This is a genomic window from Rouxiella sp. T17, from assembly GCF_036663475.1.
Classification (GTDB): Bacteria; Pseudomonadota; Gammaproteobacteria; order Enterobacterales; family Enterobacteriaceae; genus Rouxiella.
The window spans coordinates 129,911-155,441 of record NZ_JAWUEA010000030.1 but is presented as its reverse complement, the minus strand read 5'-3'; the positions used below and the strand labels follow the sequence as shown (position 1 = coordinate 155,441).

Annotated in this window: 23 protein-coding genes; 11 read left to right on the top strand and 12 right to left on the bottom strand. The window is 53.9% G+C overall.

From position 1 onward, the window contains the following. Nucleotides 1-314: 314 nt before the first annotated feature. Complete coding sequence (locus SC206_RS11095) at nt 315-1,382, bottom strand: DUF1176 domain-containing protein (protein WP_332737152.1); 1,068 nt, start codon at nt 1,380-1,382, stop codon at nt 315-317. Nucleotides 1,383-1,702: 320 nt separating this feature from the next. Here SC206_RS11095 and SC206_RS11090 point away from each other — a divergent pair, with 320 nt between their 5' ends. Beyond that, nucleotides 1,703-2,908, top strand: a complete 1,206-nt coding sequence (locus SC206_RS11090) for a hypothetical protein (RefSeq protein ID WP_332737131.1) — start codon at nt 1,703-1,705, stop codon at nt 2,906-2,908. 194 nt (nt 2,909-3,102) lie between these two features. On the opposite strand, the gene nudK is transcribed toward SC206_RS11090, so the two are convergent. Then, entirely contained in the window at nt 3,103-3,684 is a 582-nt protein-coding gene (nudK, locus tag SC206_RS11085) for a GDP-mannose pyrophosphatase NudK (RefSeq protein WP_332737129.1), read from the bottom strand. A gap of 273 nt (nt 3,685-3,957) precedes the next feature. Here nudK and SC206_RS11080 point away from each other — a divergent pair, with 273 nt between their 5' ends. Beyond that, nucleotides 3,958-4,563 carry a response regulator gene (locus SC206_RS11080; protein WP_332737150.1) on the top strand — a complete coding sequence of 202 codons (606 nt, stop codon included), beginning with the start codon at nt 3,958-3,960 and terminating at the stop codon, nt 4,561-4,563. A gap of 254 nt (nt 4,564-4,817) precedes the next feature. After that, nucleotides 4,818-7,973, top strand: coding sequence for a multidrug efflux RND transporter permease AcrD (acrD, locus tag SC206_RS11075; RefSeq protein ID WP_332737127.1), 3,156 nt, complete (start codon nt 4,818-4,820; stop codon nt 7,971-7,973). Between the two features lie 284 nt (nt 7,974-8,257). Here acrD and ypfM read toward each other — a convergent pair whose 3' ends face one another. The 3 genes from ypfM to SC206_RS11060 all read right to left on the bottom strand — a co-directional run bounded on the left by ypfM (nt 8,258) and on the right by SC206_RS11060 (nt 10,802). Then, a complete protein-coding gene (gene ypfM / locus SC206_RS11070) occupies nt 8,258-8,317 on the bottom strand; it encodes a protein YpfM (RefSeq protein WP_332737148.1) in 60 nt (19 codons plus the stop codon). Nucleotides 8,318-8,475: 158 nt separating this feature from the next. Continuing rightward, nucleotides 8,476-9,780 carry an MFS transporter gene (locus SC206_RS11065; protein WP_332737125.1) on the bottom strand — a complete coding sequence of 435 codons (1,305 nt, stop codon included), beginning with the start codon at nt 9,778-9,780 and terminating at the stop codon, nt 8,476-8,478. Nucleotides 9,781-9,911: 131 nt separating this feature from the next. Further along, nucleotides 9,912-10,802 (bottom strand): polysaccharide deacetylase family protein, encoded by an 891-nt coding sequence (locus SC206_RS11060; RefSeq protein WP_332737123.1) that lies wholly within the window; start codon nt 10,800-10,802, stop codon nt 9,912-9,914. Between the two features lie 271 nt (nt 10,803-11,073). On the opposite strand from SC206_RS11060, the gene SC206_RS11055 reads away from it, so the two are divergent. From SC206_RS11055 to SC206_RS11035, 5 genes are all read left to right on the top strand, one after another. Next, the gene (locus SC206_RS11055; RefSeq protein ID WP_332737122.1) at nt 11,074-11,790 is read left to right on the top strand and encodes a GntR family transcriptional regulator; all 717 of its coding nucleotides are present in this window, start codon (nt 11,074-11,076) and stop codon (nt 11,788-11,790) included. 148 nt (nt 11,791-11,938) lie between these two features. Then, nucleotides 11,939-12,313 carry an ArsC family reductase gene (locus SC206_RS11050; RefSeq protein ID WP_332737121.1) on the top strand — a complete coding sequence of 125 codons (375 nt, stop codon included), beginning with the start codon at nt 11,939-11,941 and terminating at the stop codon, nt 12,311-12,313. Beyond that, nucleotides 12,314-13,441 (top strand): succinyl-diaminopimelate desuccinylase, encoded by a 1,128-nt coding sequence (gene dapE / locus SC206_RS11045; protein WP_332737119.1) that lies wholly within the window; start codon nt 12,314-12,316, stop codon nt 13,439-13,441. Continuing rightward, entirely contained in the window at nt 13,438-14,124 is a 687-nt protein-coding gene (locus SC206_RS11040) for a M15 family metallopeptidase (protein ID WP_332737117.1), read from the top strand. Before dapE ends, SC206_RS11040 begins: the two co-directional genes overlap by 4 nt. A 19-nt stretch (nt 14,125-14,143) precedes the next feature. Further along, complete coding sequence (locus SC206_RS11035; RefSeq protein WP_045049243.1) at nt 14,144-14,335, top strand: YpfN family protein; 192 nt, start codon at nt 14,144-14,146, stop codon at nt 14,333-14,335. 120 nt (nt 14,336-14,455) lie between these two features. Here the strand turns inward: SC206_RS11035 and SC206_RS11030 are convergent, their stop codons facing one another. The 6 genes from SC206_RS11030 to dapA all read right to left on the bottom strand — a co-directional run bounded on the left by SC206_RS11030 (nt 14,456) and on the right by dapA (nt 21,223). Further along, nucleotides 14,456-16,528 (bottom strand): tRNA(Met) cytidine acetyltransferase TmcA, encoded by a 2,073-nt coding sequence (locus SC206_RS11030; protein ID WP_332737114.1) that lies wholly within the window; start codon nt 16,526-16,528, stop codon nt 14,456-14,458. 4 nt (nt 16,529-16,532) lie between these two features. After that, a complete protein-coding gene (locus SC206_RS11025; protein WP_332737111.1) occupies nt 16,533-16,985 on the bottom strand; it encodes a DUF441 domain-containing protein in 453 nt (150 codons plus the stop codon). Between the two features lie 294 nt (nt 16,986-17,279). Continuing rightward, nucleotides 17,280-18,155 carry a KPN_02809 family neutral zinc metallopeptidase gene (gene ypfJ, locus SC206_RS11020; RefSeq protein ID WP_332737110.1) on the bottom strand — a complete coding sequence of 292 codons (876 nt, stop codon included), beginning with the start codon at nt 18,153-18,155 and terminating at the stop codon, nt 17,280-17,282. Nucleotides 18,156-18,360: 205 nt separating this feature from the next. Continuing rightward, the gene (gene purC, locus SC206_RS11015) at nt 18,361-19,074 is read right to left on the bottom strand and encodes a phosphoribosylaminoimidazolesuccinocarboxamide synthase (RefSeq protein ID WP_332737108.1); all 714 of its coding nucleotides are present in this window, start codon (nt 19,072-19,074) and stop codon (nt 18,361-18,363) included. 133 nt (nt 19,075-19,207) lie between these two features. Next, a complete protein-coding gene (bamC, locus tag SC206_RS11010; protein WP_332737106.1) occupies nt 19,208-20,281 on the bottom strand; it encodes an outer membrane protein assembly factor BamC in 1,074 nt (357 codons plus the stop codon). 60 nt (nt 20,282-20,341) lie between these two features. Beyond that, nucleotides 20,342-21,223 carry a 4-hydroxy-tetrahydrodipicolinate synthase gene (gene dapA / locus SC206_RS11005; protein WP_332737104.1) on the bottom strand — a complete coding sequence of 294 codons (882 nt, stop codon included), beginning with the start codon at nt 21,221-21,223 and terminating at the stop codon, nt 20,342-20,344. Nucleotides 21,224-21,474: 251 nt separating this feature from the next. On the opposite strand from dapA, the gene SC206_RS11000 reads away from it, so the two are divergent. Further along, on the top strand, nt 21,475-22,047 hold the full coding sequence (locus SC206_RS11000; RefSeq protein WP_332737102.1) for a glycine cleavage system transcriptional repressor: 573 nt from the start codon (nt 21,475-21,477) through the stop codon (nt 22,045-22,047). Nucleotides 22,048-22,064: 17 nt separating this feature from the next. Continuing rightward, nucleotides 22,065-22,532: a thioredoxin-dependent thiol peroxidase gene (gene bcp, locus SC206_RS10995; protein ID WP_332737100.1), complete on the top strand. Its 468-nt coding sequence runs from the start codon at nt 22,065-22,067 to the stop codon at nt 22,530-22,532. 103 nt (nt 22,533-22,635) lie between these two features. Here bcp and SC206_RS10990 read toward each other — a convergent pair whose 3' ends face one another. Continuing rightward, nucleotides 22,636-23,718, bottom strand: a complete 1,083-nt coding sequence (locus SC206_RS10990; RefSeq protein WP_332737098.1) for an AI-2E family transporter — start codon at nt 23,716-23,718, stop codon at nt 22,636-22,638. A gap of 396 nt (nt 23,719-24,114) precedes the next feature. Here SC206_RS10990 and SC206_RS10985 point away from each other — a divergent pair, with 396 nt between their 5' ends. Next, on the top strand, nt 24,115-25,515 hold the full coding sequence (locus tag SC206_RS10985) for a beta-barrel assembly-enhancing protease (protein ID WP_332737146.1): 1,401 nt from the start codon (nt 24,115-24,117) through the stop codon (nt 25,513-25,515). Nucleotides 25,516-25,531 lie beyond the last annotated feature (16 nt).

Sequence of the window (25,531 nt, the reverse complement as noted above, 5' to 3'; positions counted from 1 at the left end):
ATGAGCCCGGTGGAATACCGGGTTCATAGTGAAAAGTTGTAATAAAAACAGGTGTCCAAGTTTTGGGGTTCAGTGCACCTTGGCATACCTTTTGGGCGGTCTGCGCCGCCGCGCAGTAAGCGGAGCGCATGCAGTTGAACTTGAATTTAAAAGTTTGCTGTTAGATTTTCAAATCTAAACCCGATTGCGCCTCTTGAGGCGGTCTGCGCCGCCGCGCAGTAAGCGAAGCGCATGCAGTTGAACTTGAATTTAAAAGATTTCAGGTCAAAATCCGTTGACCTTGAACTTAAAAGTTTGCCAATAGATTTTAAAATCTATCTCGAAACCCATAAGGTCGGCCACTCCCCGCTCCGACTATACCCATCACAACTCGGCTCGGATGCATACGCTGCAAGCGTGAAAGCTTTGCCATCAAAGACCCACCGTGATGATACGCCGCAATCACCTAGTCCACGGCCCTTGTCGAGCGTCGAAAGAATCCCGCTTTTTTCATCAAAATCAGCATTGATCAGCTCGGGTGGCTGATCGTCTTCACCGGCCTTAAACGGCATCGTGAGCACCAGATTTTCGGCTTTGTACGGTGCCTGACGCGACACGATGTAGCCCAGCACGTACAGATTATACGCGCCCATATCACAGTTAACCGTCATCAGCGCCTTGTCATTCGTCAACGGGAAGAGATGTACTTCACGCTCGGAAGGGTCGAGGCTACAGTCGTTATTCTCGATGTTGCTGGCCGTGTTCTGTGTGATAGCCGAAATTTCGCTGTCGGAAAGCGGATGAGGTTCACTAAAACGCGGCATCACAGGCACGGCGGGTGCGGGAGGCACGGCAGTAATCGGCTTGTTGCCTCGGCTCGCCCACGCGGTTTTAGTCCCTTCGCGTGACTGCTGCTGATCGATAGCCAGCAACGCCGCTTTTAAACCGTTAAGAGAAATACCTGGATGCGTCGTTTGCTGCGCCTCGAGCTTGCCGCCGAGCTGAATGCTGCTGCCGTCACGGATAGTGTTAACAAACTCGCTGACCACCACGCGATTAATGCTGGCAATGTGCTTTTTGCCCACGTCCCACTCACGGCGGTTAAAAGTCAGCGCTTTACCGTTAAGCATCAAACGGTTAGCAATGGGTAGATCGGTACTTTGTTCGTCATTGTTACGCTGAAAATCAATGCTGACGCTGGCTCGGCCTTCTGGCCCTGCCTCGCGGGTGAGCTGTAAAACCAGCCCCTGACTGTCCTGCGAACTTCTCGCCGAACAGCGATTTATATTGTCGCAACTTACCTGCCAGTCATTATAAATACGCTGTAGCGGATCGGCGTGCGCAAAACCGGGCACAAAGAAGACCAATAACAGCAGCGGTGCGGCTATCCAGTTGGGTATCATCACATTTCAACTCTTTAACGAAGTAAACCTGTAGATATTAACCTAAGCTGTGCAAAGACTCTGCCCGAAAAGCATCATTTTTTTACCCGTTTTTTATCAGTAATAGTTTTTTACCCGTAATAGCTTTTTACTAATAATAAGAGATGGATAGCATTTCTGAAGCCAAAGCGTGGCAATGACTCGCCACCCCGACGCCTTTATGGCGAAAAGTTTCAGTAAATAGCAGACGAACACGTTTTGTTGCGCAGTAATACGCCAAGGCACACGCTTAGCTGATATTCTGTTTATCAGCAGCAGTCATATTAAAAGGTAAATTAGGGATGGCGAAAGATTACCCCTCACGATTACTGGCGATAACAATAAAGATAATTCTCCTGATATTTGCGTTACGCGCGAGTCTGGCATTCGCCGAAGAGCCGCCTATTGTGCTGACTGGCACGCTCGGCAAAACGCCTATTGTCATGGAACTCGACCTGAATAAACCGGAAGCGATTACGGGTCGCTACTTCTACCAGAAATATCATCTCGACCTGCCGCTAAATGGCACGCAGGAAGATGGCGAGCTGACGCTGCAAGAGGGAATGGACGATTTTAACGACACGCCAAGGCCGACATTAAGGCTGCAATCCGACGGCAAATCCGGCTGGCAGGGAACATGGTCAAATCCTCAGGGAAAAATCATGCCCATTGCCTTGACTCCGGCGGTTCTGCCTGAGAGTAATCCAGACGTTTTCCTGACGCAGCTCATCCACGACGCGCCCTATGAATATCTACGCCTGAGTGGGCTGGCGCTGAAAAAGGGCAAGCAGCAAAATTTTATGGGTTATCCGCTGCAATGGTGGCACGAGCCTCAGTCTGATATTTCGCTGTTTACACTGACCTCAGGCTATCCCGATGCCCAACTCAAGCTGATTAACGAGCAGCTGATGGCACGCTTATGGCAGCAGGTGATCGATTATCATAGCTGTATGCTGGGTGCCAGCCAGTTTGGTAAAGGGGATTTCGTGCAGAGCGTTACGCCGGAGCTGCTCTCGCCCACGGCGGTGAGCGTTAATGTTTCCACCAGCTACAGCTGTGGTGGCGCGCATCCCGATTTTGGTGATTCGCCTCTTAATCTAGACGCGCAAACTGGCGCAGCGCTGTCGCTGGAAGATATTTTATGGGTTGGTAAAGAGAAGCCCTTCCACTATATGTATGCCGAGGATACGGGCGATCAGAGTGGGAATAGCGTGAGTTTTGACGACTATTCAGAGTATCGCGAGAAGAACTTTGCTCCGTGGCTTATTACGCAGTTTAAACAGCTTTATCCGCGCGAGATGCAAAAGCCCAAGGGTGACGACAACTGTGATTATAGCGATGCAGAGATCTGGTATTTCCCGTCGTGGTATCTGACGCCGAAAGGTATTCATTTTGGGCCGTCGTTTGCGCGGGTGATGCGGGCCTGCGAAGGAACACACTGGTCGGTATTGCCGTGGTCAGTGAGAGATAAATATCAGGGCGGCGTGGCGCTCGCGCTGCCTCAGTAAAGGCAGATTGACGCAGAGTATGATCAGATCTTGATCGGAGGGAATTCAGGTTTACTCAGATCATACTCAGTTCTTACTCAGGATTTACTCAGATATTACTCATAAAAAAATCAGGTTTTACTCAGACCGAAGTGATTAACCTCGGTCTGTTCTACTGATTTATCAGCGGCTTATCAACACGCTTTATCAGGCCACTATTTGGCGTTCATCAGGCCGTGAAGCTGCGCGTATTGCAACAGCAACACCGTTTTCCCGTCTTTGATCTCGCCATTTTTTATCATCTCGAGCGCTTTTTCGAACGGGATTTCCAGCACGTCGATATCTTCATCTTCCACGCCGCCGCCCGCATTGTTGCGCGAGTCGTCATCGTATTCCGCCACAAAGAAATGAATTAATTCTGTCACGCCGCCCGGCGACATATAAAGCTCAAACAGCTTTTCGACCTTGCCGACCTGATAACCGGTCTCTTCAATCGCCTCTTTGCGAATGCAGTCTTCGGGTGAATCGTCATCCAGCAAACCCGCGCAGGTTTCGATCAGCATGCCGTCGTTGCCGCCATTGGCAAAAATAGGCATCCGAAATTGCCTCACCAGCAGCACGGTTTGCTTGCGGCGGCTGAAGAGTAAAATAGTTGCACCGTTACCGCGATCATAGACTTCGCGTTTATGCCGGACTTTGCTGCCGTCCTGCTTGATTAAATCGTAGGTGTAATTACGCAGCGTGAACCAGTTCTCAGACAGCACTTTATTGCTGATGATTTCAATTTTAGCGGACATAACGCCTCGGCATAGGTGAAAAGGGGATGTTCAATAGTAGAAGGTTCAGCAAAGAATGCGAAGGAATACTAAGCTCGGAATGCGCCTAATATTGATAAAAATCCTATAGGCAGTATGCTCTTAACTACGGATGAAAGCAGTATGCAAAATGGAGCAGCATAGCTGATATTAACAATGGCGAATAATACCCCTACACTCTACACCGAATTACCCTCTTCTTCTCTTAATGGCGACGCGCTTTCTGCAAAGTCGGCTGCCGAACATTACAGCGTAATGATTGTCGACGATCACCCGCTGATTATTCGCGCGGTCAAACAGTTGCTGCACGTCTCCCCTCGCCTGCATGTGGTTGCAGAAGCGGCGAGCGGCGTTGAAGCATTGGCGGCCGCAAGAATAGCGAATCTCGACGTGATTATTCTCGACCTGAATATGCGCGGCCTCTCCGGGCTTGAAACTTTACAGGCGCTGAGAGCCGAAGGTTGTACGGCGAAAATTATTATTCTTACCGTTTCAGACTCCCCCTGTGATATTGCCAATCTGATTAACGCCGGTGCCGACGCCTATTTGCTCAAAGATAGCGAACCCGAATATTTATTGGAGCAGATCCTGTTAACCGCGCAGGGTAAACATTGTCTGAATGAGGAGATCAGAAACTCTCTCGAGGCGGAAAACAGCCGGGTTAATCCCCTGCAAAAACTGACCGAACGGGAAATTGGCGTATTGCATGAAGTGGCAAAAGGCCAGTCCAATAAAGAAGTGGCGCGTGAGCTGACAATTTCTGAAGAGACGGTCAAAGTTCACATTCGCAACGTGCTGAGAAAACTCGATGTACGCTCGCGCGTGGCGGCAACGGTAATGTTTCTGGAGCACAGAGCCTAAGCGTTTTCCGACTTTTTAATGCCCTGCAAATGCCGGAATAAATTGCCCTACCTCCCTTTAATTCTCCCAGCTGGCGGCCATCTCGGGCCGCCCACCTGTTTTTACATCATCTCCTTTATTTCTCCACGTTTTCTGTGAGTATTAAAGGTAAAGTGTTGGAACGTACGGGTGACATTTCAGCCGACTTTATTAGACCGGAATTTTCATTATTTCCTGATGTTCATTGCCCTACGGGTGATAACGAGGCTTGACGGATGGCAAACTTTTTCATCGATCGCCCCATTTTTGCCTGGGTATTGGCGATTATTATCTCTCTGGCGGGTGCCTTGGCTATTTATGACCTGCCCGTTGAACAATACCCCGCGTTAGCGCCGCCAAACGTGCGTATTACCGCCCAGTATCCGGGTGCGTCGGCAACGATCGTCGAAAATACCGTGACGCAGATTATCGAGCAGAATATGACCGGCCTCGACAATCTGATGTATATGTCATCCCAAAGCAGCAACGACGGTAAGGCGCAGATAACGCTGAGCTTTGTAGCGGGCACCGACCCCAACGAAGCCTTGCAGCAGGTGCAAAACCAGCTTCAGCAAGCGCTGAAAAGATTGCCGCAAACGGTGCAAAGTCAGGGGGTTACGGTATCGAAAACCGGTGATACCAACCTGATGATGGTGGCGTTTGTTTCAACCGACGGCAGCATGAGCAAGCAGGATATCTCCGATTACGTCGCCTCGAATATTCAGGACCCGATCAGCCGCGTGACGGGCGTGGGCACCATCAACGCCTACGGCACGCAGTATGCGATGCGCATCTGGCTCGACCCCAACAAGCTGAATAATTACAGCCTGACCACCGCCGACATCGTCACCGCCATCGAAAACCAGAACAGTCAGGTCGCGGTTGGCCAGCTTGGCGGCACGCCAGCGGTTGACCAGCAGGCGCTGAACGCCACGGTTAACGCCCAATCGCAGCTGCAAACGCCCGATCAGTTCCGCGATATCACCATTCGCGTTAACGCCGACGGCTCGGAAGTGAAATTGGGTCAGGTTGCGACGATTGGTTTAGGCGCGGAAAACTACAATTTTGACAGCCGCTATAACGGCCAACCCGCCTCGGGAATGGGCGTGCAGCTGGCTTCCGGCGCCAACGAACTGCAAACTGACACCGCCGTGCGCGCCAAAATTCAGCAGCTTTCGCAGTATTTCCCGCACGGGCTGAAAACGGAAATCGCCTATGAAACCACGCCGTTCGTAAAAGCCGCGATCACTGACGTGGTGAAAACGCTGTTTGAAGCGATCGTACTGGTATTTTTGGTGATGTACCTGTTCCTGCAAAACTTCCGCGCCACGCTGATCCCGACCATTGCCGTGCCGGTAGTACTGCTCGGCACCTTCGTGGTGTTGCACCAGTTTGGCTACAGTATCAATACGTTAACGATGTTTGCGATGGTGTTGGCCATCGGGCTATTGGTCGATGACGCCATCGTGGTGGTTGAAAACGTTGAAAGGGTGATGAGTGAAGAAGGCCTGAGTCCGCGCGACGCGACGCGCAAATCTATGGGCCAGATTCAGAGCGCACTGGTCGGCATTACCATGGTGCTGTCGGCGGTATTCGTGCCGATGGCCTTCTTTGGCGGTACGACGGGCGCGATTTATCGTCAATTCTCGGTCACGATTGTGGCTGCGATGGTGCTGTCGGTATTTGTCGCGCTAACGCTCACCCCCGCCCTTTGTTCAACGATTTTAAAACCTATCGCCCAAGGTCATCATCACGGCAAACGCGGCTTCTTTGGCTGGTTTAACCGCATGTTCGACAAGAACGCCCGCCGCTACGAGAGTGGCGTTGGCCGCGTGCTGCATCACGGTTTTCGTTACATGCTGGTTTATTTGCTGCTGGTCATTGCGCTGGCGGTGCTGTTCGTTAAGCTGCCGACCTCTTTCCTGCCGCAGGAAGACCGTGGCGTGTTTACCGTGCAGATCCAGCTGCCGCCGGGTTCGACCATGGCACAAACCACCAAAGTGGTCGCGCGGGTCGAGCAATATTTCCTGACTCACGAGAAGAAAGACGTGCTGTCGGTGTTCTCGACCATTGGATCGGGGCCCGGCGGTAACGGCCAAAACGTGGCGCGTATGTTCGTGCGACTGGCCGATTGGGACGACCGCACCTCGGGGCACAATACTTCTTTTGATATCATCGATCGTGCGACCAAAGAGTTCAGTAAAAACGAATATAACGACGCGCGAATTATCGCCAGCAGTCCGCCCGCGATTAACGGGTTGGGTAACTCATCGGGCTTTGATATGGAGCTGGAGGACCACGCCGGTCTGGGTCACGCACAGCTGATGGCGGCACGCGACCAACTGCTTGATATGGCAGCAAAAAGCCCGTTATTGTCGCGCGTTCGCCACAATGGTTTAGATGACAGCCCGCAGCTGCAAATCGATATCGACCAGCACAAGGCGCAGGCGCTGGGCCTGTCGATTGCCGATATCAACAGCACGCTCAGCACCGCGTGGGGCTCGACTTACGTCAATGATTTCGTCGATCGTGGCCGAGTGAAAAAGGTTTACGTGCAGGCCGATGCGCCGTTCCGCATGCTGCCCGACGATGTTGACCAGTGGTTTGTGCGCAATACCACCGGAACCATGGTGCCTTTCTCGGCCTTCACCACCTCGCATTGGCAAACCGGTTCGCCGCGTCTGGAGCGTTATAACGGCAGCTCGTCGCTGGAAATTGTCGGCGAAGCGGCGAATGGCGTGAGCAGTGGTGCCTCGATGGATGAAATGGAAAAACTGGTCGCCAAGCTGCCAGCCGGTGTCGGCCTGGAGTGGACCGGCATGTCCTATCAGGAACGCCTTTCGGGTTCGCAAGCGCCTGCTTTGTATGCGATTTCTCTGCTGGTAGTGTTCCTGTGTCTGGCGGCTCTGTATGAGAGCTGGTCGATTCCGTTCTCCGTGATGCTCGTGGTGCCGCTCGGGGTGATCGGCGCGGTCATCGCCACTTATCTGCGCGGGCTGGAAAACGACGTGTATTTCCAGGTCGGAATGTTGACGATTATTGGCCTGTCGGCGAAAAACGCCATCCTGATCGTTGAATTTGCCAATGATTTAAACGCGCGCGGCAAAGATTTGTTGCAGGCGACGCTTGAGGCTTCGCGCCAGCGCCTGCGCCCTATCCTGATGACTTCACTGGCGTTTATTTTCGGCGTCTTGCCGATGGCGACCAGTCAGGGTGCAGGTTCGGGCAGTCAGCACGCTGTCGGTACCGGCGTTATCGGCGGGATGATCACGGCGACCGTGCTGGCGATTTTCTTCGTGCCGCTGTTCTTCGTGCTGGTGCGTCGCCGTTTTCCGGGTAAACAGGAAAAGCCGACCTTAATTAATGAAGTGATTGAAACCGAAGCGAATTAATAAGTCATGCCTTAACCATTATCACGAGAGTAATAACCTTCGTGATAATGGTGCAGGAAATGAAAATATAAAAGCAAAAAGGCGCTAATCAAATTAGCGCCTTTTGTTATTTAAAGGTTAAAACCTGTCGCAATATTTATTGCTCGGTCATAGCCTTTTCTCATCATCTGGAAATTTTATAGCAAACTTTTTTCAGGTTGATGAGCAGTAAACTTATTCCCGTGGATAAAACTAATGTAACAATAATAACTTGTTATATTTTCTACTCTAGGCAGCGGGCGGGCTTAGCCGCGCAGCATGCTTTCGATGAAGTCTTTCCAATTACCTAGCTCTTGCTCGACCATAATACACCTCTTGATTAACCGGAGTGGATTATACGAGCAATAAATAAACAGACAAATTGTTTATTCCGATAATAAAGCCGGGATCACGCTTTCATAAGGGTAATGAAAGTGACCCCGATTATTATTAATGCGGCATTAAATCCCAATTGTTCAAAATCTTATTCAAAATCAGCGTTATTGGTTTCAGGCATCCGTAAATAAACAATCAGCGAAATTAATGCGGCAACCGCCACGTATAGCCAAATATAATTGATAAAACCGTTAAAATGCATCCAGGTGGTGATGTACGGCGCGGTTCCACCAAAGATTGCTACCGCTAGCGCGTAAGGCAACGCAATGCCGGTCGCGCGAACTTCCGGCGGAAACTGCTCGGCCATGATGGCGGCACAGTTACACGAATAGCCGAGCAGGAAAATAATTCCGGCCAGCTGCACAAACAGCAGGCTCCAAAAATTATTGCTCAGCATCGCCAGCAGCGGATAGGAGAAGAGGATAAAGCAGACGGCAAACGCGCCGAGCGTCTTCTTGCGGCCAATTTTATCCGACAGCATGCCCGCAAACGGCAGCAGCACCATAAACACGGCAATGCTGATCGTCTGCGATAAAAACGCCTCTTTCAACGGCAGTCCGGTGGTAATGTTGGCGTAAGTCGGCAAATAGTTGAGCCAGATATAGTAGGTCAGCGTGCCGGCAATGGTGATTCCCGCCACGCGCAGCGCGGCTTTTGGATGATGAAACAGCATCGCTTTTAACGGGTGAACCTGAGAGGTGATGGCAGGTTTGTGCGAAACAAAAGATTCCGTTTCTCTCACGCTGACGCGCAGCCAGATGCCAATCAGCCCTAATGCCGCGCCAACCAGAAACGCCACGCGCCATCCCCAGCTCAGCAAGGCTTCGGGTGACAGGAACCAGGTAAAAATAGTGCCCATAAAGGAGGCGATCAGCGTGCCGCCCGCGACAGAAACCTGCTGCCACGAACCGGCAAAGGCGCGACGACCCTTGCCCGCTGACTCCACCAGCAGCGCAGATGAAGCACCGAATTCACCGCCCGCCGAGAAACCCTGCACCAGTCGGCAGACCAGCAAAATCGCCGTCGCCCACACGCCAATCACCGCGTAGCTTGGCGTCAGCGCCATCACCAGCGCCGAACCAGACATCAGGGCAATCGACAAAATCAGCCCTTTCTTGCGGCCAAACTTGTCGGCATAGGAACCCAGAAATGCCGCGCCTACGGGACGCATGATAAAACCGATGGCGAAAAAGCCCAGCGTCGTCAGCAGGCTGGCCACGCTGTCGCCCGACGGGAAAAATTCCTGCGAGATAATTTTAACGAAGACCGCGTACAGGCCCCAGTCAACCCATTCGACCACGTTGCCAATCGCGGCGGCAAACACCACTTTTCTTTGATGCGCGGTAAACTTGTGCGGCGACGCCGTGGCTGTCGTTTCGGGTGTGGCTACCATCTAAACCCCCTGAGTCAATGAAAAATAAAAGAGTGAAATTCCCGTTTATGACGTCCCGAATGGGTTTGAAGCTGACTGTTAAAGATTATTTTTTATTATTTTTTTGGATGACGATTAACAATAAAGCGCGATTACTGACGGTTTTTCAGCTGCTTACCGACGTGATTCGCCAGCCCCGCGTGCGTGGTAAACCACACGCCTTCATGCGAGGTAATGTGCTGCATCAGTTCATCGAGAATCACCATCCTGGAACGATGACCAATGACGTGCGGGTGCATGGTGAGCTGGAAAACGCCGCCTTCCTGATACGCTGCGTTGAACTCGTCGATCCAGATTTCCAGCACGTCGCGCGGTTTGGTGTGCGGGCGAATCGAGTTAAAGCGGTCCATGGTGAAATACGGGGCGTCATCGCGGATCCACTCCACCGGAATTTCCACCACGCCGGTCGCCACGCCCTCTTCAATCAGCTCGTAAGGTTCGTCGTCGGCCATGAGCGAGGAGTCATAAATCAGCCCCATTTCGCGGATGATGCGCAGCGTGTGCGGCGAATAGTCCCACGACGGCGTGCGGATCCCGACTGGACGCACGCCTGAAGTTTTCTCAAGCACGTCGGCGGCGCGCAGCATCAAATCGCGTTCGGTTTGATAATCGAGCAGCGAATTACGCTCGTGGATCCAGCCGTGAATGCCCACTTCATGCCCCGCCGCGACGTAGGTTTTGCTCTCGTCGGGACGCAGCAGCGCGCACACCGCAGGCAGATAAAATGAGGCCGGTGCGCCATATTTTTCGAGCAGTTTGAGGATGCGACCAATGCCGATGCGCGCGCCGTATTCGCCCGCGGCCAAACGTCCGGGCGAGGTTTCGCCGTCGCGCAGGGGAATAGTTTCGTGGTCGCTATCGAATGAAAGCGCGACGGCGACGTTGTTGCCGGCGGGCCACGCGGCCTTCAAAGGTTCTCCCGCGCGGACTTTATCGACATATCCACGCCATTCGCTTTCCGGCCAAGTCCAGGGTTGTGACATTACGCAGTTCCTCAACAATTGATTACAGGTCAAAAACTTTCGATTTCAGGTCAAAAGCTATTAATTACAGGTCAAAAGCTATTAATTTCAGGTCAAAAACTTTTGATTGGAGGTGAAAAATCAATTCGTGCCTTTTTCTGTTAACGCCATCTCGAAGCATGCCAACGGGTGTTGTATGCTGGGCGTAGTGCAATAAAAATCATCAGACAATTCTGTTTTAAATTGTCTGACGAAAAAACGCAAATTGTATTCTTGTGGAGAAATTCTGAGCATGTCGGAACAAAAAGCAAACATCAGCGCGCGCGAGCTGGTTGAAGACAAGATTCGCTCTGGCATTGCGGTCGGTGATTTTTTACCCGGCGAGCCGCTGCGCGAGCGAGAAATCTGCGAGCTCACGGGCGTCAGTCGCAGCGCGGTGCGCGAAGCGTTTCGCAGCCTTGAGGCGGAAGGATTAATCACTACCGTGCGTTATCGCGGGCCGATGGTGTCGCAACTGTCGGTCGAAGAAGTGCGTTCGATTTACGAGCTGCGCGGCATTCTGGAGAGCAGCTGCGCGCGGCTGTTTACCCAGCGGGCCAGCGCCGCTCAACGCGCCAGCCTGCGCGAATCGGTCGAGGAGATTGCTCGCGGTCACGCCACGCAAAACATGGTGCTGGTGATCACGTCGTCTGAAAATTTCTATCGCGTGCTCACGGAAGGCACGGGCAATATGGCTATCGGCCAGACCCTCTTTTCGCTGCTTAACCGGCTGGCACTGTTTCGCTTTTCTTCTACTCGCTGGCCGGGCCGCGCCGAAAACAGCATGCGCGAACTCAGGGCGATCATCACCGCCATCGAGGCCAATGATGCCGATTCAGCCGCACTGCGCGCCGTGGAACATACCGTCGCGTCCGGCGAAATCGCGCTGCTGGTTATCGAGGAGCGAAACCGAGGCGCAGCGGCCAGCGGACGCGGGCGGGCCAAGAAAAGCGCCCGCGCACAAGGGTAGATCCAGCCGACGTTTTACCGCATTATGTAACGCATCTTTTTTGCAGGTCGAAAGCGCGCCAAATCGGAGGCTTTCGGCCCGTAACTGGCTATTTTTCGTCTGATTTCTTCCCTAATCGGACGAGTTAACTTTTAGGGTACGTTTGCACATGGCAGAAACCGCCTCATTTATTATTTACGGCATCAAAAATTGCGATACCGTGAAAAAAGCCCGTCGCTGGCTACAAGAAAACGGCGTCGATGCCCGTTTTCATGATTATCGCGTGGATGGCCTCGACGACGCGCTGCTCCAGACGCTGGTCGACAAACAGGGTTGGGAAGCGCTGCTGAATACGCGCGGCACCACCTGGCGCAAGCTCGACGAATCCGTGCGCGCCGCCTGTGACAACGCAGACGCGGCCAAGGCGCTGATGCTTGAGCATCCGGCCGTGATCAAACGTCCTTTTCTGCTTGCCGCCAGCGGGGAATCGCTGCTCGGTTTTAAACCTGAAAGCTATGCGCAATTTGTTGCGGAGGTGAAGTAAATGATTTGTCCGGTTCTCGATCTTGCGCAGCAGCTGATTCGCCGCCCGTCTCTCAGCCCTGAAGATGCAGGCTGTCAGGCGTTGCTGATTGCCCGTTTGCAGGCGATTGGTTTCCACATTGAGCCGATGAATTTCGGCGATACGCTGAACTTCTGGGCAACCCGTGGCGAAGGAAAAACGCTGGCCTTCGCGGGTCATACCGACGTGGTGCCGACCGGCGATGCCTCGCTGTGGATCACGCCGCCGTTCGAACCTGCGTTGCGCGACGGCATGCTGTTTGGTCGCGGCGCGGCGGACATGAAAGGCTCACTGGCGGCGATGGTCGTGGCGGCCGAGCGTTTCGTGGCGGCAAATCCGCATCACAAAGGTCGTTTGGCGTTTTTGATTACTTCCGATGAAGAAGCCAGCGCCGTCAACGGCACGGTGAAAGTGGTCAAGGCGCTGATGGCGCGCAACGAACGCATGGATTACTGTCTGGTCGGCGAGCCTTCCAGCACCACGCGCGTGGGCGACATCGTTAAAAATGGCCGTCGCGGTTCAATGACCGCCAACCTGCAAATTCACGGCGTGCAGGGTCACGTGGCTTATCCGCATCTGGCCGATAACCCCGTACACCGCGCGCTGCCTGCGCTGAACGAGCTGACCGACACCGTGTGGGACAATGGCAACGAATTCTTCCCGCCGACCAGCATGCAAATCGCCAATATCAACGCGGGCACCGGCAGCAATAACGTGATCCCGGGCGAACTGTACGTGCAATTTAACTTCCGTTTCAGCACCGAACTGACCGACGCGCTGATCAAGGAACGCGTGGCGGCCCTGCTCGACAAACACAAGCTGCATTACACGCTGAACTGGGTGGTTTCAGGCCAGCCGTTCCTGACACCGCGCGGCGCGCTGGTCGATGCCGTGGTTAACGCCGTGCAGCATTACACCGAACACACGCCGGTGCTTGAAACGACAGGCGGCACCTCCGACGGGCGTTTCATCGCGCAGATGGGCGCGCAGGTGGTTGAATTAGGGCCGGTTAATGCGTCTATTCACAAGATTAACGAATGCGTTAACGCCGCCGATTTGCAGCTGCTCAGCCGGATGTACCAGCGCATCATGGATCAGCTGGTCGGATGATTAACGCCGCCGCGCTGACCGGACGCGCCACCGATCATCTGGTCGAGCTGACGGCAAACCATCGCCTGCAGCCCGAGGCGGTCGAGGCCTTCCGTCGATTACAGGCGGCGGCCGCGCAGGCCGGCTTTAATTTGCAACCGGCCAGCACATTTCGTGACTTTGATCGGCAACTGGCTATCTGGAATGGCAAATTCCGCGGCGAGCGACCAGTATTAAACAGTGACAGTCAGCCGGTGGACATTAGCCAGCTCGACGACGCCCAGCGCGGCGAACTGATTTTGCGCTGGTCGGCGCTGCCCGGCAGCAGTCGTCATCATTGGGGAAGCGATCTGGATATTTACGATCCCTCGCTGATTCCCACAGGCCGCAGCTTGCAGCTTGAGCCGTGGGAATATGCACAAGGCGGCTATTTTTACGCGCTGAATCAGTGGCTAAGTGACAATATGGCGGCGTTTGGTTTTTATCGCCCGTTTAGTCAGGATACCGGCGGCGTGGCGGTCGAGCCTTGGCATTTAAGCTATCGTCCGCTGGCCGAAGAGTGTGCACGCTTGCTCACGCCGGAACTGTTAACCGCCGCCTGGCAGCAGGTTGACCTCGCTGGGCATGACTGGATTGTCAGCCAGCTGGACAGAATTTTCGCGCAGTATGTCGTGAATAACGGGCCGCAAGGCTCAAAAGAGTAACCAGTAAGGGAGACGTATTATGGAATGGATTAAAGATTACTGGTGGATAGTGCTGATCGTATTGGCCGGCATTCTCATCAGCGGCATTAAAGAGCTTAATCGGGTCGATGTGAAAGCCTATCTCAAAGATAAACCCGAGATCCCGCCACATCGCGATAATAACGCCGAGTGGGACGATGACGACGATTGGCCTAAGGACAAGAAGAAGTAACCGTCGGTCACGTTTATTTCATCTATCTTGCACCACTTTTCGATGCTTCAAATAGCTCTACAGAGCGAGACGGCAGGTCATTGACCTGCCGTTGTTATTTATTTTTATTAAGCTCTTAATTCAGAATCCAGAAGCAGGCGCGGCAAAGGCTTGCCAGACGTTGGCCCGTGCAGCATCGAGCTGTTGCAGCGCCTCGCGGGTTTCTTGGCGATAATGCTGGAGCAGCGCTTTTTTGCCACTCAGCCTGAGCCGCGCGGCAATCTCGGCCGCCGGTTGCTGTTGCTGCACGCTGGCGCGCAGCGCGGGCAAAGGCAGCGCTGAGATGATTAACAGTCTCTGCAACGCGCTCTGACTGCTGTCGAACGCGCGATGGGCGAAGGCGAAACCCACCAGCTCGCGCCAATCGGCGTCATCAAGCTCAAAAGCTTTTCCGTCCGACTCCACCACATCACGTATAACCGACTGATCAGAAAACAATATTGTTGCGACCTCTTCAGGAAGCTGCGACGCGTTGCGGGCAAGCTGAAGTGTAGCGTCTTGGCAAAGCTGAATACCCGCGTCGCTCAGCGGCAGCATCGCCATCGCGGCAAAGCAGCCGCTGCTGGCCTCGCGCTGGCCGCCGACCCGCACCATCTTAAAGCCGCAGCCTTGCCAGAATTGCCATAAATCTTTGGTAAATCCGAAGCTTACAGAGAGATAATCCAGCCCTTCTCGCTCGGCCTGCTGGCACTGTTCCTGCACCAACGTTTTGGCGATGCCCTGTCGGCGGCACTCGGCGGCGGTAGCAATACGGGTGATCCGCCGCGAACGCAGCACCGCCGCCGACGGAAATCCGCCGTGCGCGGCCAAAGATTGCGCCACCAAATTGCCGCGCGGACGCCGTCTTCCGGCCCACACTTCGTGCGCCAAAGCCGGAGATAATCCGCCTTCATCCACCAGCCACAGCGCCGCCGCCAAACGTTCGCCGCGCATCGCTACCGAAAACGCCATACCGGGCGCGTCCATTAAGCGGCGTAAATCCAATGGCGAAGTTCGATAGTGCGCGCTGCTTAACAGCGAATAAAAGGCTTCGAGCAGCGCGGGATCTTGCGACCAAATATCGTTATTAACGTGTTTGATATCTAAGGGTAAGGCGGGCAAAAACGGCGGAAAATCAATGATGAGTTCGTTAAACAGCAGCGCTCTGTCGATAAAGGCTTCCAGCGGATCGTTTTCGGCCCAGCGAATCGGCGCGGAAAGCCGCAAATCATGCCATTTCGGCAGCGAGGCGCAGAATTTGAGGAGAAATCCGCGTCCGGTGCCTTCGTAACCTTGCACCGTGGTAGTCAGCAGTACGCGCGGGAAAAAGCCGATTAGCCGTGAAAGCAGCGGCGCTGGAATAGCCGCCGCCTCGTCGATTAAAAGCCAGTCGGCATCAACCTTGCCGCCGTTTTCAAGAAATTCCAGAAGCGCATCGGGGGCGTGAAAAAAAGCCTGCTCTTCGCCCTGCTCGTTAAGCCGTTGTCCCGAGGCCCTACTCGGCGCGGTGATCCAGCAGCGACCTTGCCACTGTTGCACCAGCATGCCCGCCAGCGTTGACTTACCGCGTCCGCGCGCGGCGGTCAGCACCCACACGCCGTCCTGCGCCTGCAATAGTTGGTCGAGAATAACTTGCTGCTGCCCCGTCGGCGCGCCGAGCGGCATCGCCCAATTCGGCGCGTGAGGCAGCAGCGGCGCACGTAAATCCTCTCCCTGACGCCACAGCACGGCCTGCGAATCGGCCATAATGTGGCGGCAAAAATGCTCGATAAAACGCGGCGTGGCGATGGCGTCGGGCTGCTCGCTCCAGCGGCGGCTGTCGGCATCGGGCAGGCTTGGCCATTCGTTCCACTCGGGAACCAGCAAAATCAGCCAGCTTCCGGCGCGTAACACGCCGCTAAAGGCGGCCAGCGCCTCAACGTTTAGCCCTTCGCGAGCATCAAAAATACCGTGCAAAAACTCTTGCCCCAGCAGCTGATTCGCCTTCTCGGGAAGGAGGGTGCGAAAATCGTCCTGCGGCTGCGCGCCTATCCACAGCCAGTCGCCGGGACACTGCGCCGCAATGTTTCTCGCCTGCTGCGCGCTCCATTCGGCATCGCCGCTCAGCACGCATAGTCGACGCATGCCCTGCTGCTGCATTTGCCGCTGGCAGCGCGTAAGCGACTGATCAACCATATATTTAGCTTTTTCCGACCATCAGCGAAAGCAGTCCGGCGGCAATCAGCGGCCCGACCGGAACGCCTTTGAAAAACGCCACGCCCAGCACGGTTCCGACCAGTAAACCCGCTACCAGCTGCGGCTGTGAGCCCATCAGCATCACGCCTCGACCACCCAGCCACGAAACGCCCACGCCTACGACGATCGCTAGAATCGATTTCCAGTGCATAAAGGAGTGAAGCAGCGCGCTCGGGGTAATTTTTCCGTTGGCGATCGGCACCATCACGCCAATAGTCAGAATAATAATGCCGAGCGTCAGGCCATATTTTTCAATCCACGGAAAGAAGGCATTGAGGGGCGTTATCCGCACCGTCAGCAGGAAAAACATCGCAATAGTGACCGCAGAGTTGTGGCTGATAATACCTAAACCGGCGAACACCAGCAGAATAAGCAGGGTTGGATCGAGAAATGCCATAAGATTCCCAGAGTAAAATATGCTTCCCAAGAGTGAAGTCGCAGCAAAGCTGCGAGCGTAAAGACCCCAGAAGCTTACACAACTAAGTGACGCAGGTGAATATAGAAGGCTTATAACAAAGGGTTTTAATAAATGATCACGGATCCATTCCCTATAGATTTTCAGTCACAGCTAGGCGGCAAGATTATTCATCCCCAGGAGCTTACATTGGTAAGTGACTGGGGTGGATAATCGCAGCCAACAACGCTGTGGCTGAAAAGATGACGGGAATTTAACCAGCCTCAATCTTTAGCTCTAGCTTGATACAAAGGTATCACACTGTTTTGCATTGCCGCTGTCATAGCCGCGTTTAAACGCGTCATAACGTTGTTGCGAGGTGCCGTGTGTAAAGCTGTCGGGGACGACTCGGCCCTGACTTTGCTGCTGCAACTTGTCGTCGCCGATTGCACGTGCCGCGTCGAGCGCCTCTTTCAGGTCGCCCTCTTCCAGCACCTGCTCCTGCTGCATCGCGTGGCCCCAGATGCCCGCGTAACAGTCGGCCTGCAGCTCAAGCTTAACCGAAAGCCGATTAACCTCAGCCTTTGACGCGCCCTGCTGCATGTCACGAATTTTGCGCTCAGTACCAAGCAGGTTTTGTACGTGATGCCCAACTTCGTGAGCGATAACATAGCCCTGCGCAAAATCTCCCCCTGCGCCAAGCTTATCTTTAAGCTCTTGATAAAAAGAGAGATCGATGTAAACCGTGCTGTCGGCCGGACAGTAGAACGGCCCCATCACGGATTGCCCCGTGCCACAGCCGGTGCGGGTTGCGCCGCGATACATCACCAGTTTCGGGTCACGATAGGTCATGCCGTTTTGCTTGAAAATCTGCGTCCAGACATCTTCCGTCGACGCCAGCACCACGGAGGTAAATTTGGCATCGCGCGAATCTGATGGACTAATGGAAGCAGGTGCCTGACGCTGCGACGAAGTCTGTGACTGCCCGCCGTTGATAAGACCTGTAAGATCAACGCCATAATAACCGGCGACCAGCACGACAATGATAATCACAATGCCACTTTTGCCACGAATGGGAATACGCATGCCGCCCATGCCGTTGCCACCCGCGCCGCCGCTTTGATCACGACGGTCTTCTACATTGTCGCTTTCACGACGCCCTTGCCAACGCATGCTGCACCTCCGATGTTTTTTGTAACTCTAGTTAACAAGGCGCAGGAATACCACTGGCAACGCTCTTTTAAGAGAGAGGCGCATAAAAAAGAGGGGGATTAAAAGGATACAGCCGGGATGTGGGCGCAAAGCCTCCGCGGACGTCGGTAGTGAGCCGTTGACAATCCGGGAGGCGTAATCGTTTGCGCAGTAAGACTAAAAAAAATTAGTCTAATTTAACGCCGATGCGTTTTGCGACTTCTTCGTAGGCTTCAATCAGGCCACCGAGGCTTTGACGGAAACGGTCTTTGTCCATCTTCTCGAGAGACTGCGTGTCCCACAGGCGGCTGCCGTCTGGCGAGAATTCGTCACCCAGCACAACTTCACCTTTATACAGACCGAATTCCAGCTTGAAGTCGACCAGGATCAGGCCAGCATCGCCGAAGATTTTGGTCAGCACGTCGTTGGCCTTGTAGCTCAGCTCTTTCATACGCGCCAGATTCTCTTCGCTTACCCAGCCAAAGGTCTTGCAGTAGGATTCGTTGACCATCGGGTCATGCTTTGCGTCGTCTTTCAGGAACAGGTCAAACAGCGGTGGGTTCAGCACCAGACCTTCTTCAACGCCTAAACGCTTAACCAGTGAACCGGCCGCACGGTTGCGAATCACGCACTCAACCGGCACCATCTCAAGGTTTTTCACCAGCACTTCGTTGTCGGACAGCAGACGTTCCATTTGAGTAGGAATGCCAGCCTGCTCCAACTTCTCCATGATGAAGTGGTTGAATTTGTTGTTGATCATGCCTTTACGGTCGAACTGCTCAATACGTTCGCCATCCAGTGCTGACGTATCATTACGGAATTCCAAAACCAGCAGGTCTGGGTTTTCGGTGGTATAGACGGTTTTCGCCTTTCCGCGATACAACTCAGCTAACTTTTGCATCTTAACTTACTCCAGTGATATGACGTGTTGGGTAAAACATAAAACCTTTCATTTGTTTCAAATAGACGTGCGTTAAAACTGACATCAACTTGAAACGAATGAAAGCAAAAAGGGGCCGAAGCCCCTTCGTCTATTACTTGCTTGCCGCGTTGCTTCTATTGAAGGCCGCCTGCATCACCGCTACCATCGCGTCGTTCTGCGATTGGGTCAGCGCATGTCCTTTCGGATCAAGGAATTGCAAACTACTGCGGTTGTTCAGGTCGCCGACCTGAATCTTGTATTGACCAGAAACCAGCTCGGGATCTTTCGCACCCAGCGTGTCCCAGGCGTCGCTGCCCGGCGGTGAATACTTGACGGTCAGGCTGCCCTGCGGACGGCTGCTGTCAGAGACTTTCATGCCCGCTTTTTCAAGGGCATTAGGCAGACGCTCCCACACGGAACCGAATGGCGCACGCACGATAAGCACCGGCAGGCCGGTATCATCGGCGCCGCTCTGCACGTCGATTTCGCCCATTTTGCGGTTGTCGAGACGATTCTGCTCGTCCTGTTGCAGTTTACCCAGACCGCTGGTGATGGAGTTCATCATCTGGCTGGTGTAACGCTGCTGTTCGGCAGACGAGGTCACCGGTTTGCCCTGCTGCTGAAGCTCAAGCGTTTTCACGGTCAGCGCAGTCTGGTAACCCTGTGATTTCACGCTGATTTCATAACGACCCTGATACTGGAAGTCTTCATCGGCGCGATTCCACTGCACCATGTCGGTGGTCAGTGTCTGATTGGCATCGTCACGGCTGGCAATCTTGTAGCCGTTTTGTTGAACGATAGTTACCACGTGCGACCACAGGTTGCTGTTCTGCGGGCTGTTTTCAAGCATCACGGTGCCGGTATCGGCGCGATACTGCGCGCGTGAACCGTTCACCAGTGCCAGCGGCTGCATTGGAGGACGAATATCCAGCGCCTTGCCGACCGCGCCATTGGCGTTGCTGCCCGGCGGCACGTCGTAGGTTCCGTTCTCCAGCGGCAGGATCATGCCTTCTGGCGTTTTGAGATCTTTCAACGGTGCTGCTTGAAGATAGGCCTCGTCGCCGCTGACCTGACGCTTGTAGCGTGAGTCGTTGGAGCAGGCCGCGAGCAGCATAATCAGGGACAGACCCACAACTTTTGCTACCGTCGATTTTTGAAAACGTGGTTTTGTTAATGAATAGGTCATCAATTATCCCTAAAAGTTATCTCCCCAAAGCCGCCGGCGCACGTCGCCAACGGCCTGGGTTTATAGCAAACCGGCCTTGTTTAGTGCATCTTCCACTATTGGACGAGCAGCATCGGTCAGCGGCGTCATTGGCAGACGCACTGTATCGGTTGCTATCAATCCCAGCGCCTTGCAGGCCCATTTAACAGGGATTGGGTTTGCTTCTACAAACAAATGCTGATGCAAAGGCATCAAGCGCTGATTTAAACGGCGCGCTTCGGCAAAATTGCCTTCCGCTGCCAGACGGCAAAGCTCGACCATTTCCGCCGCCGCAATATTGGCGGTTACAGAAATTACGCCTTTGCCACCCAGTTGCATGAAGTCCAGTCCAGTAAAGTCGTCGCCGCTTAACAGAGTGAAATCTTCATTTTCAACCAGCACTTGGATCTGGCTAACACGACTTAAGTTCCCTGTTGCCTCTTTGCAGGCAACAATATTTTTAATTTTTGCTAAACGAGCGATCGTCGCAGGCAGCATATCGCAGCCGGTACGAGACGGGACGTTGTAAAGAATTTGCGGCAGTGCGGTGCTTTCGGCAATGGCTTTGAAGTGCTGGAAAACCCCTTCCTGCGTCGGACGGTTGTAGTAAGGCGTGACCGTAAGGCAGCCTACAACTCCTGAAGTTTCAAAGCGTTGCGTCAGCGCGATCGCTTCTGCGGTAGCGTTTGCGCCTGTCCCTGCAATGATAGGGATTCGGCCGTCGGCCAGATCAAGTGTCTGCATGACCACGTCTGCGTGCTCATCATGGTTCAAGGTTGCAGACTCGCCGGTCGTGCCTACGGAAACGATCGCCGCAGTACCACTGGACACATGATAATCAATCAGTTTTTTCAGACTTGCGCGATCGACGGCACCCTTGTCGTCCATCGGCGTAACCAGTGCAACAATACTTCCCGTAAACATTGATCTTCCCCTCCACAAACGAGTGACTCATGGTACTTTTGACACTTGGGCAAAGCAAGCAAACAACGTGACGATAGCGTCCGCCGATGCGTTTTTTTTCGGTTTGCCGACATTTCGCGGCCCGCGCCATTTCAAATATGCCTCTTTTTGGCCGACGGGGCGTTTTTCAGTTGAAATGGCTTTTCTGTTTGCGATAGCTTTTAGGTCTGCGATAGTAAGTCTCACAACAGGGCATGACAGGAAGGACTATTTTGTCACAATTACAACAACAACATTATTTGGTTATCACCGCGTTAGGGGCCGATCGCCCTGGTATTGTCAACACCATTACCCGACAGGTGAGCAGCTGCGGTTGTAATATCGAAGACAGTCGTCTTGCCATGCTGGGCGATGAATTCACCTTTATCATGTTCCTTTCCGGCAGCTGGAATGCCATTGCGCTGATCGAATCCACGCTGCCGCTCAAGGGCGCGGAGCTTGAATTGCTGATTGTCATGAAGCGCACGGCGGCGCACGAGCGTCCGGCCATGCCTGCAACGGTGTGGGTTAAAGTGGAAGTTAAAGACTCGCCGCACCTGATTGAGCGCTTCACCGATCTGTTCGATAGTCATCAGATGCACATTGCCGAACTGGCCTCGAAAACCACGCAGGTCGAGGGTTCACGCGCGGCGCAACTTTCCATCCAGATTACCGCGCACAGTCCTGCTAATAATGATGCGGCAATAATCGAGCAAGCGTTTCACCAGCTCTGTACAGAATTGAATGCGCAAGGCAGTATTAACGTTGTCAGTTCTACTCAGCCTGAAGATAAACCTCAGCCATAAAAAATCTGGAGAAAACAATGAGCCCACTGAAAGCCGGAGACACTGCGCCGCAATTTAGTTTGCCCGATCAAGACGGTGAACAAATTAACCTGGCCGACTTCCAGGGACAGCGAGTCCTGGTCTACTTTTACCCGAAGGCCATGACGCCGGGATGTACCGTTCAAGCCTGCGGCCTGCGCGATAACATGGACCAGCTGAAAGAAGCGGGCGTCGAAGTGTTAGGTATCAGCACCGATAAACCCGAAAAACTGTCAAAATTCGTCGAAAAAGAGCTGTTGAACTTTACGCTGCTGTCCGATGAAGATCACAAAGTTTGCGAAGCTTTCGGCATCTGGGGCGAGAAATCTTTCATGGGCAAATCCTATGACGGCATTCACCGCATCAGCTTCCTGATTGACGGCAACGGTAAAGTTGAAAAGGTCTTCGATGACTTCAAAACCAGCAATCACCACGACATCGTGCTGGCGTACGTGACGGCAAACTAAGCGTCTTGCCCCCTCGGCCATGTCGCACGCGAGGGGGCATTATCAACACCATTTTCTTCTTTTAATCAGCCATCAACTCATCAACTCATCAACTCATAATAAGTCAGTCATCGACCACGATGCGGCTTTTATCTTCCGGCAGTTCATCGGGCCACGCGTGATAGACCGCCTTGACCAGCGTCGCCAGCGGAATCGCAAAGAACACGCCCCAGAATCCCCACAGTCCGCCGAAAATCACCACCGCCAGAATAATCACCAGCGGGTGCAGATTCACCGCCTCTGAAAAAAGCAGCGGCACCAGCAGATTGCCGTCCAGCCCCTGCACGACCAGATACGCGACGATTAAGGTCCAGAAATCAGGGCCGACGCCCCATTGGAACAGCGCCACCATAAACACCGGAATCGTCACCAGCATCGCGCCGATATACGGAATCAGCACCGAAACGCCGACCAGCACCGACAGCAGCAGCGAGTAACGCATGCCCATAAACAGAAACACCAGATATGTCGCGACACCAACGACTATCATCTCCAGCACCTTGCCACGAATATAGTTGGTGATTTGCTGGTTCATCTCCGTCCAGACTAATCCCGCCAGCCCGCGCTCCCGAGGCAGCACGCGGCGCACGGCGTTCAGCATTTGCTCTTTGTCTTTAAGCAGGAAAAACACCATCAGCGGCACGATGATCAGATAAATCGCCAGCGTTAAGAGTCCAACCAGCGAGGCCAGCGAATATTTCACCACCGACTCGCCAGCGCCCGAGATTTTGGCGCGCAGGTTGTCGGTCATCATGTCGAGAATGCCCGCATCGACCAGCGCCGGATAGCGTTTTGGCAGCGTGGCGGCCAGCGCGTAGAAGCGATTAAGCATGCTTGGCAAATCGGCCAGCAAATTGACGCCCTGCTGCCAGGTTAATGGCGCGACGACAAAAACCAGCAGCATGACGATGCCGGTAAAAATCGTCAGCACGATACATACCGCCAGCGTGCGGGTGCAGCCGAGTCGTTGCAGCCGTACTGTCGGCCATTCGAGCAGGTAAGCCAGCACGATGGCTACCAGCAGCGGCGCGAGTATGCCGTTGAAAAAATAGAGAATACAAAAACCGGCGACTAGAATCGCCAGCAGCGCGATGGCTTCCGGGTCACTAAATCGGCGGCGGTACCATTGTAATAACATGTCGAGCATCAGTCTTAACTCCTAAAAATCCATAACCCTGTTGCTGACGCAGCGCGGGACGGCAAGGGGTTTTCTCGAAAATTGACGTAAACGAGAGCGCCTCTTTGAATAAAATGTTTTCATGCCTGCGTTTTTCACGTTGAATAACGTCGTGATCATCAGTACAAATTCTGAGATAGGTCTGTTTATATTTGCCTGCCTATATTTGCCTATATTTGCCTGTATAGCTCAGCCTGTTGCCGAAACCCTATCACAGTTAGGCGGCGGCAGGTTTTTTGCAATCACCTTCACCTATGTTTAACAAAGGTATTTATGGCCACACGCTTAAAACTGAAGTTGAGCAAGATGGCCACGCGGCTAATCGCGGGCGGGCTGCTGGTCTCCACGCTGAGCGCGGGGTTCCCGATGACCGCCAGCGCCGACCCTGCCGACCTGCTCCCCGATATGGGCACCACGGCCGGTGGCACGCTAACCATCGATCAAGAGCTGCAAATGGGCGATTTTTATGTGCGCCAACTGCGTGCCAGCGCGCCGCTGATAAGCGACCCTTTGCTCAACGATTACATCAACCAGCTCGGACAGCGGCTGGTCGCGCACGCCTATTCGGTGCGTTTTCCGTTCCATTTTTTTATCGTTAATAACGATCAGCTCAACGCTTTCGCCTTTTTCGGCGGCAACGTGGTGCTGCACTCGGCGGTATTTCGCTTTACCGACAACGAAAGCCAGCTCGCCTCCGTGTTGGCGCACGAAATTTCTCACGTTACTCAGCGCCACCTTGCCCGCGCGATGGAAGACCAAAAACGCAATTCTCCTCTGACCTGGGTCGGGGTGTTAGGTTCCATTTTGCTGGCGATGGCGAGTCCGGAAGCGGGCATGGCCGGACTCACCGGCACGCTGGCGGGCACCCAGCAGGGCATGATCACCTTTACCCGTGGCAATGAGGAAGAGGCCGACCGCATTGGCCTGCAAGTGCTGCAACGCGCCGGTTTCGACCCCGAAGCGATGCCGAATTTTTTACAGAAGCTGGCGGACCAGTCGCGCTATTCCAGCAAGCCGCCGGAAATGCTGCTCACGCACCCGCTGCCCGACAGCCGATTATCCGACGCCCGCAACCGCGCGAACCAGATGCCACGCATTGTGGTGCAGTCGTCGCAAGATTTCCTCTTCGCCAAGGTGCGAATTCTCGGCATGTACGGCACGGAAGATCATCCGCTCACCGACGATTTTCTCAAGCAGCTGAGCAACGGCAATATTCGCGAGCAAAACGCCGCGAATTATGGTCGCGCCATCCAGTTTTACAAGGCCAACAGCTACGCTCAGGCGAGAAATATTCTTGAGCCGATGCTGAATAAAGACCCGGGCAATGTCTGGTATCTCGACCTGCTGACCGATATCGACGTCGACCAGAAACACGCGCCACAGGCCATCGCCCGGCTGGAAAAAGCCAACGCGGCGACCAGCAAAAGTGCCGTGTTGCAGCTTAATCTGGCCAACGCCTACGTGCAGGGCAATGAGCTGGCGAAGGCCAGTCGGCTGCTTTACCGCTACACTTATGCTCATCCCGACGATCCTAACGGCTGGGATTTACTGACCCAGTCGGTGGCGCAGCAAGGGTTGCGCGCGCAGGAGTTGGCGACGCGCGCCGAAAGTATGGCGCTGGTCGGGCGTTTCGATCAGGCGATCAGCATGTTGAGCGACGCCAGCGCGCAATCGAAACTCGGCAGTCTGGATCAGGCACGCTACGACGCGCGAATTGACCAGCTGCGTCAGCTGCAAAAACGTTTTGCGCCCTATTTGAAAGGGTGAGAATTTAAAAAGTTAA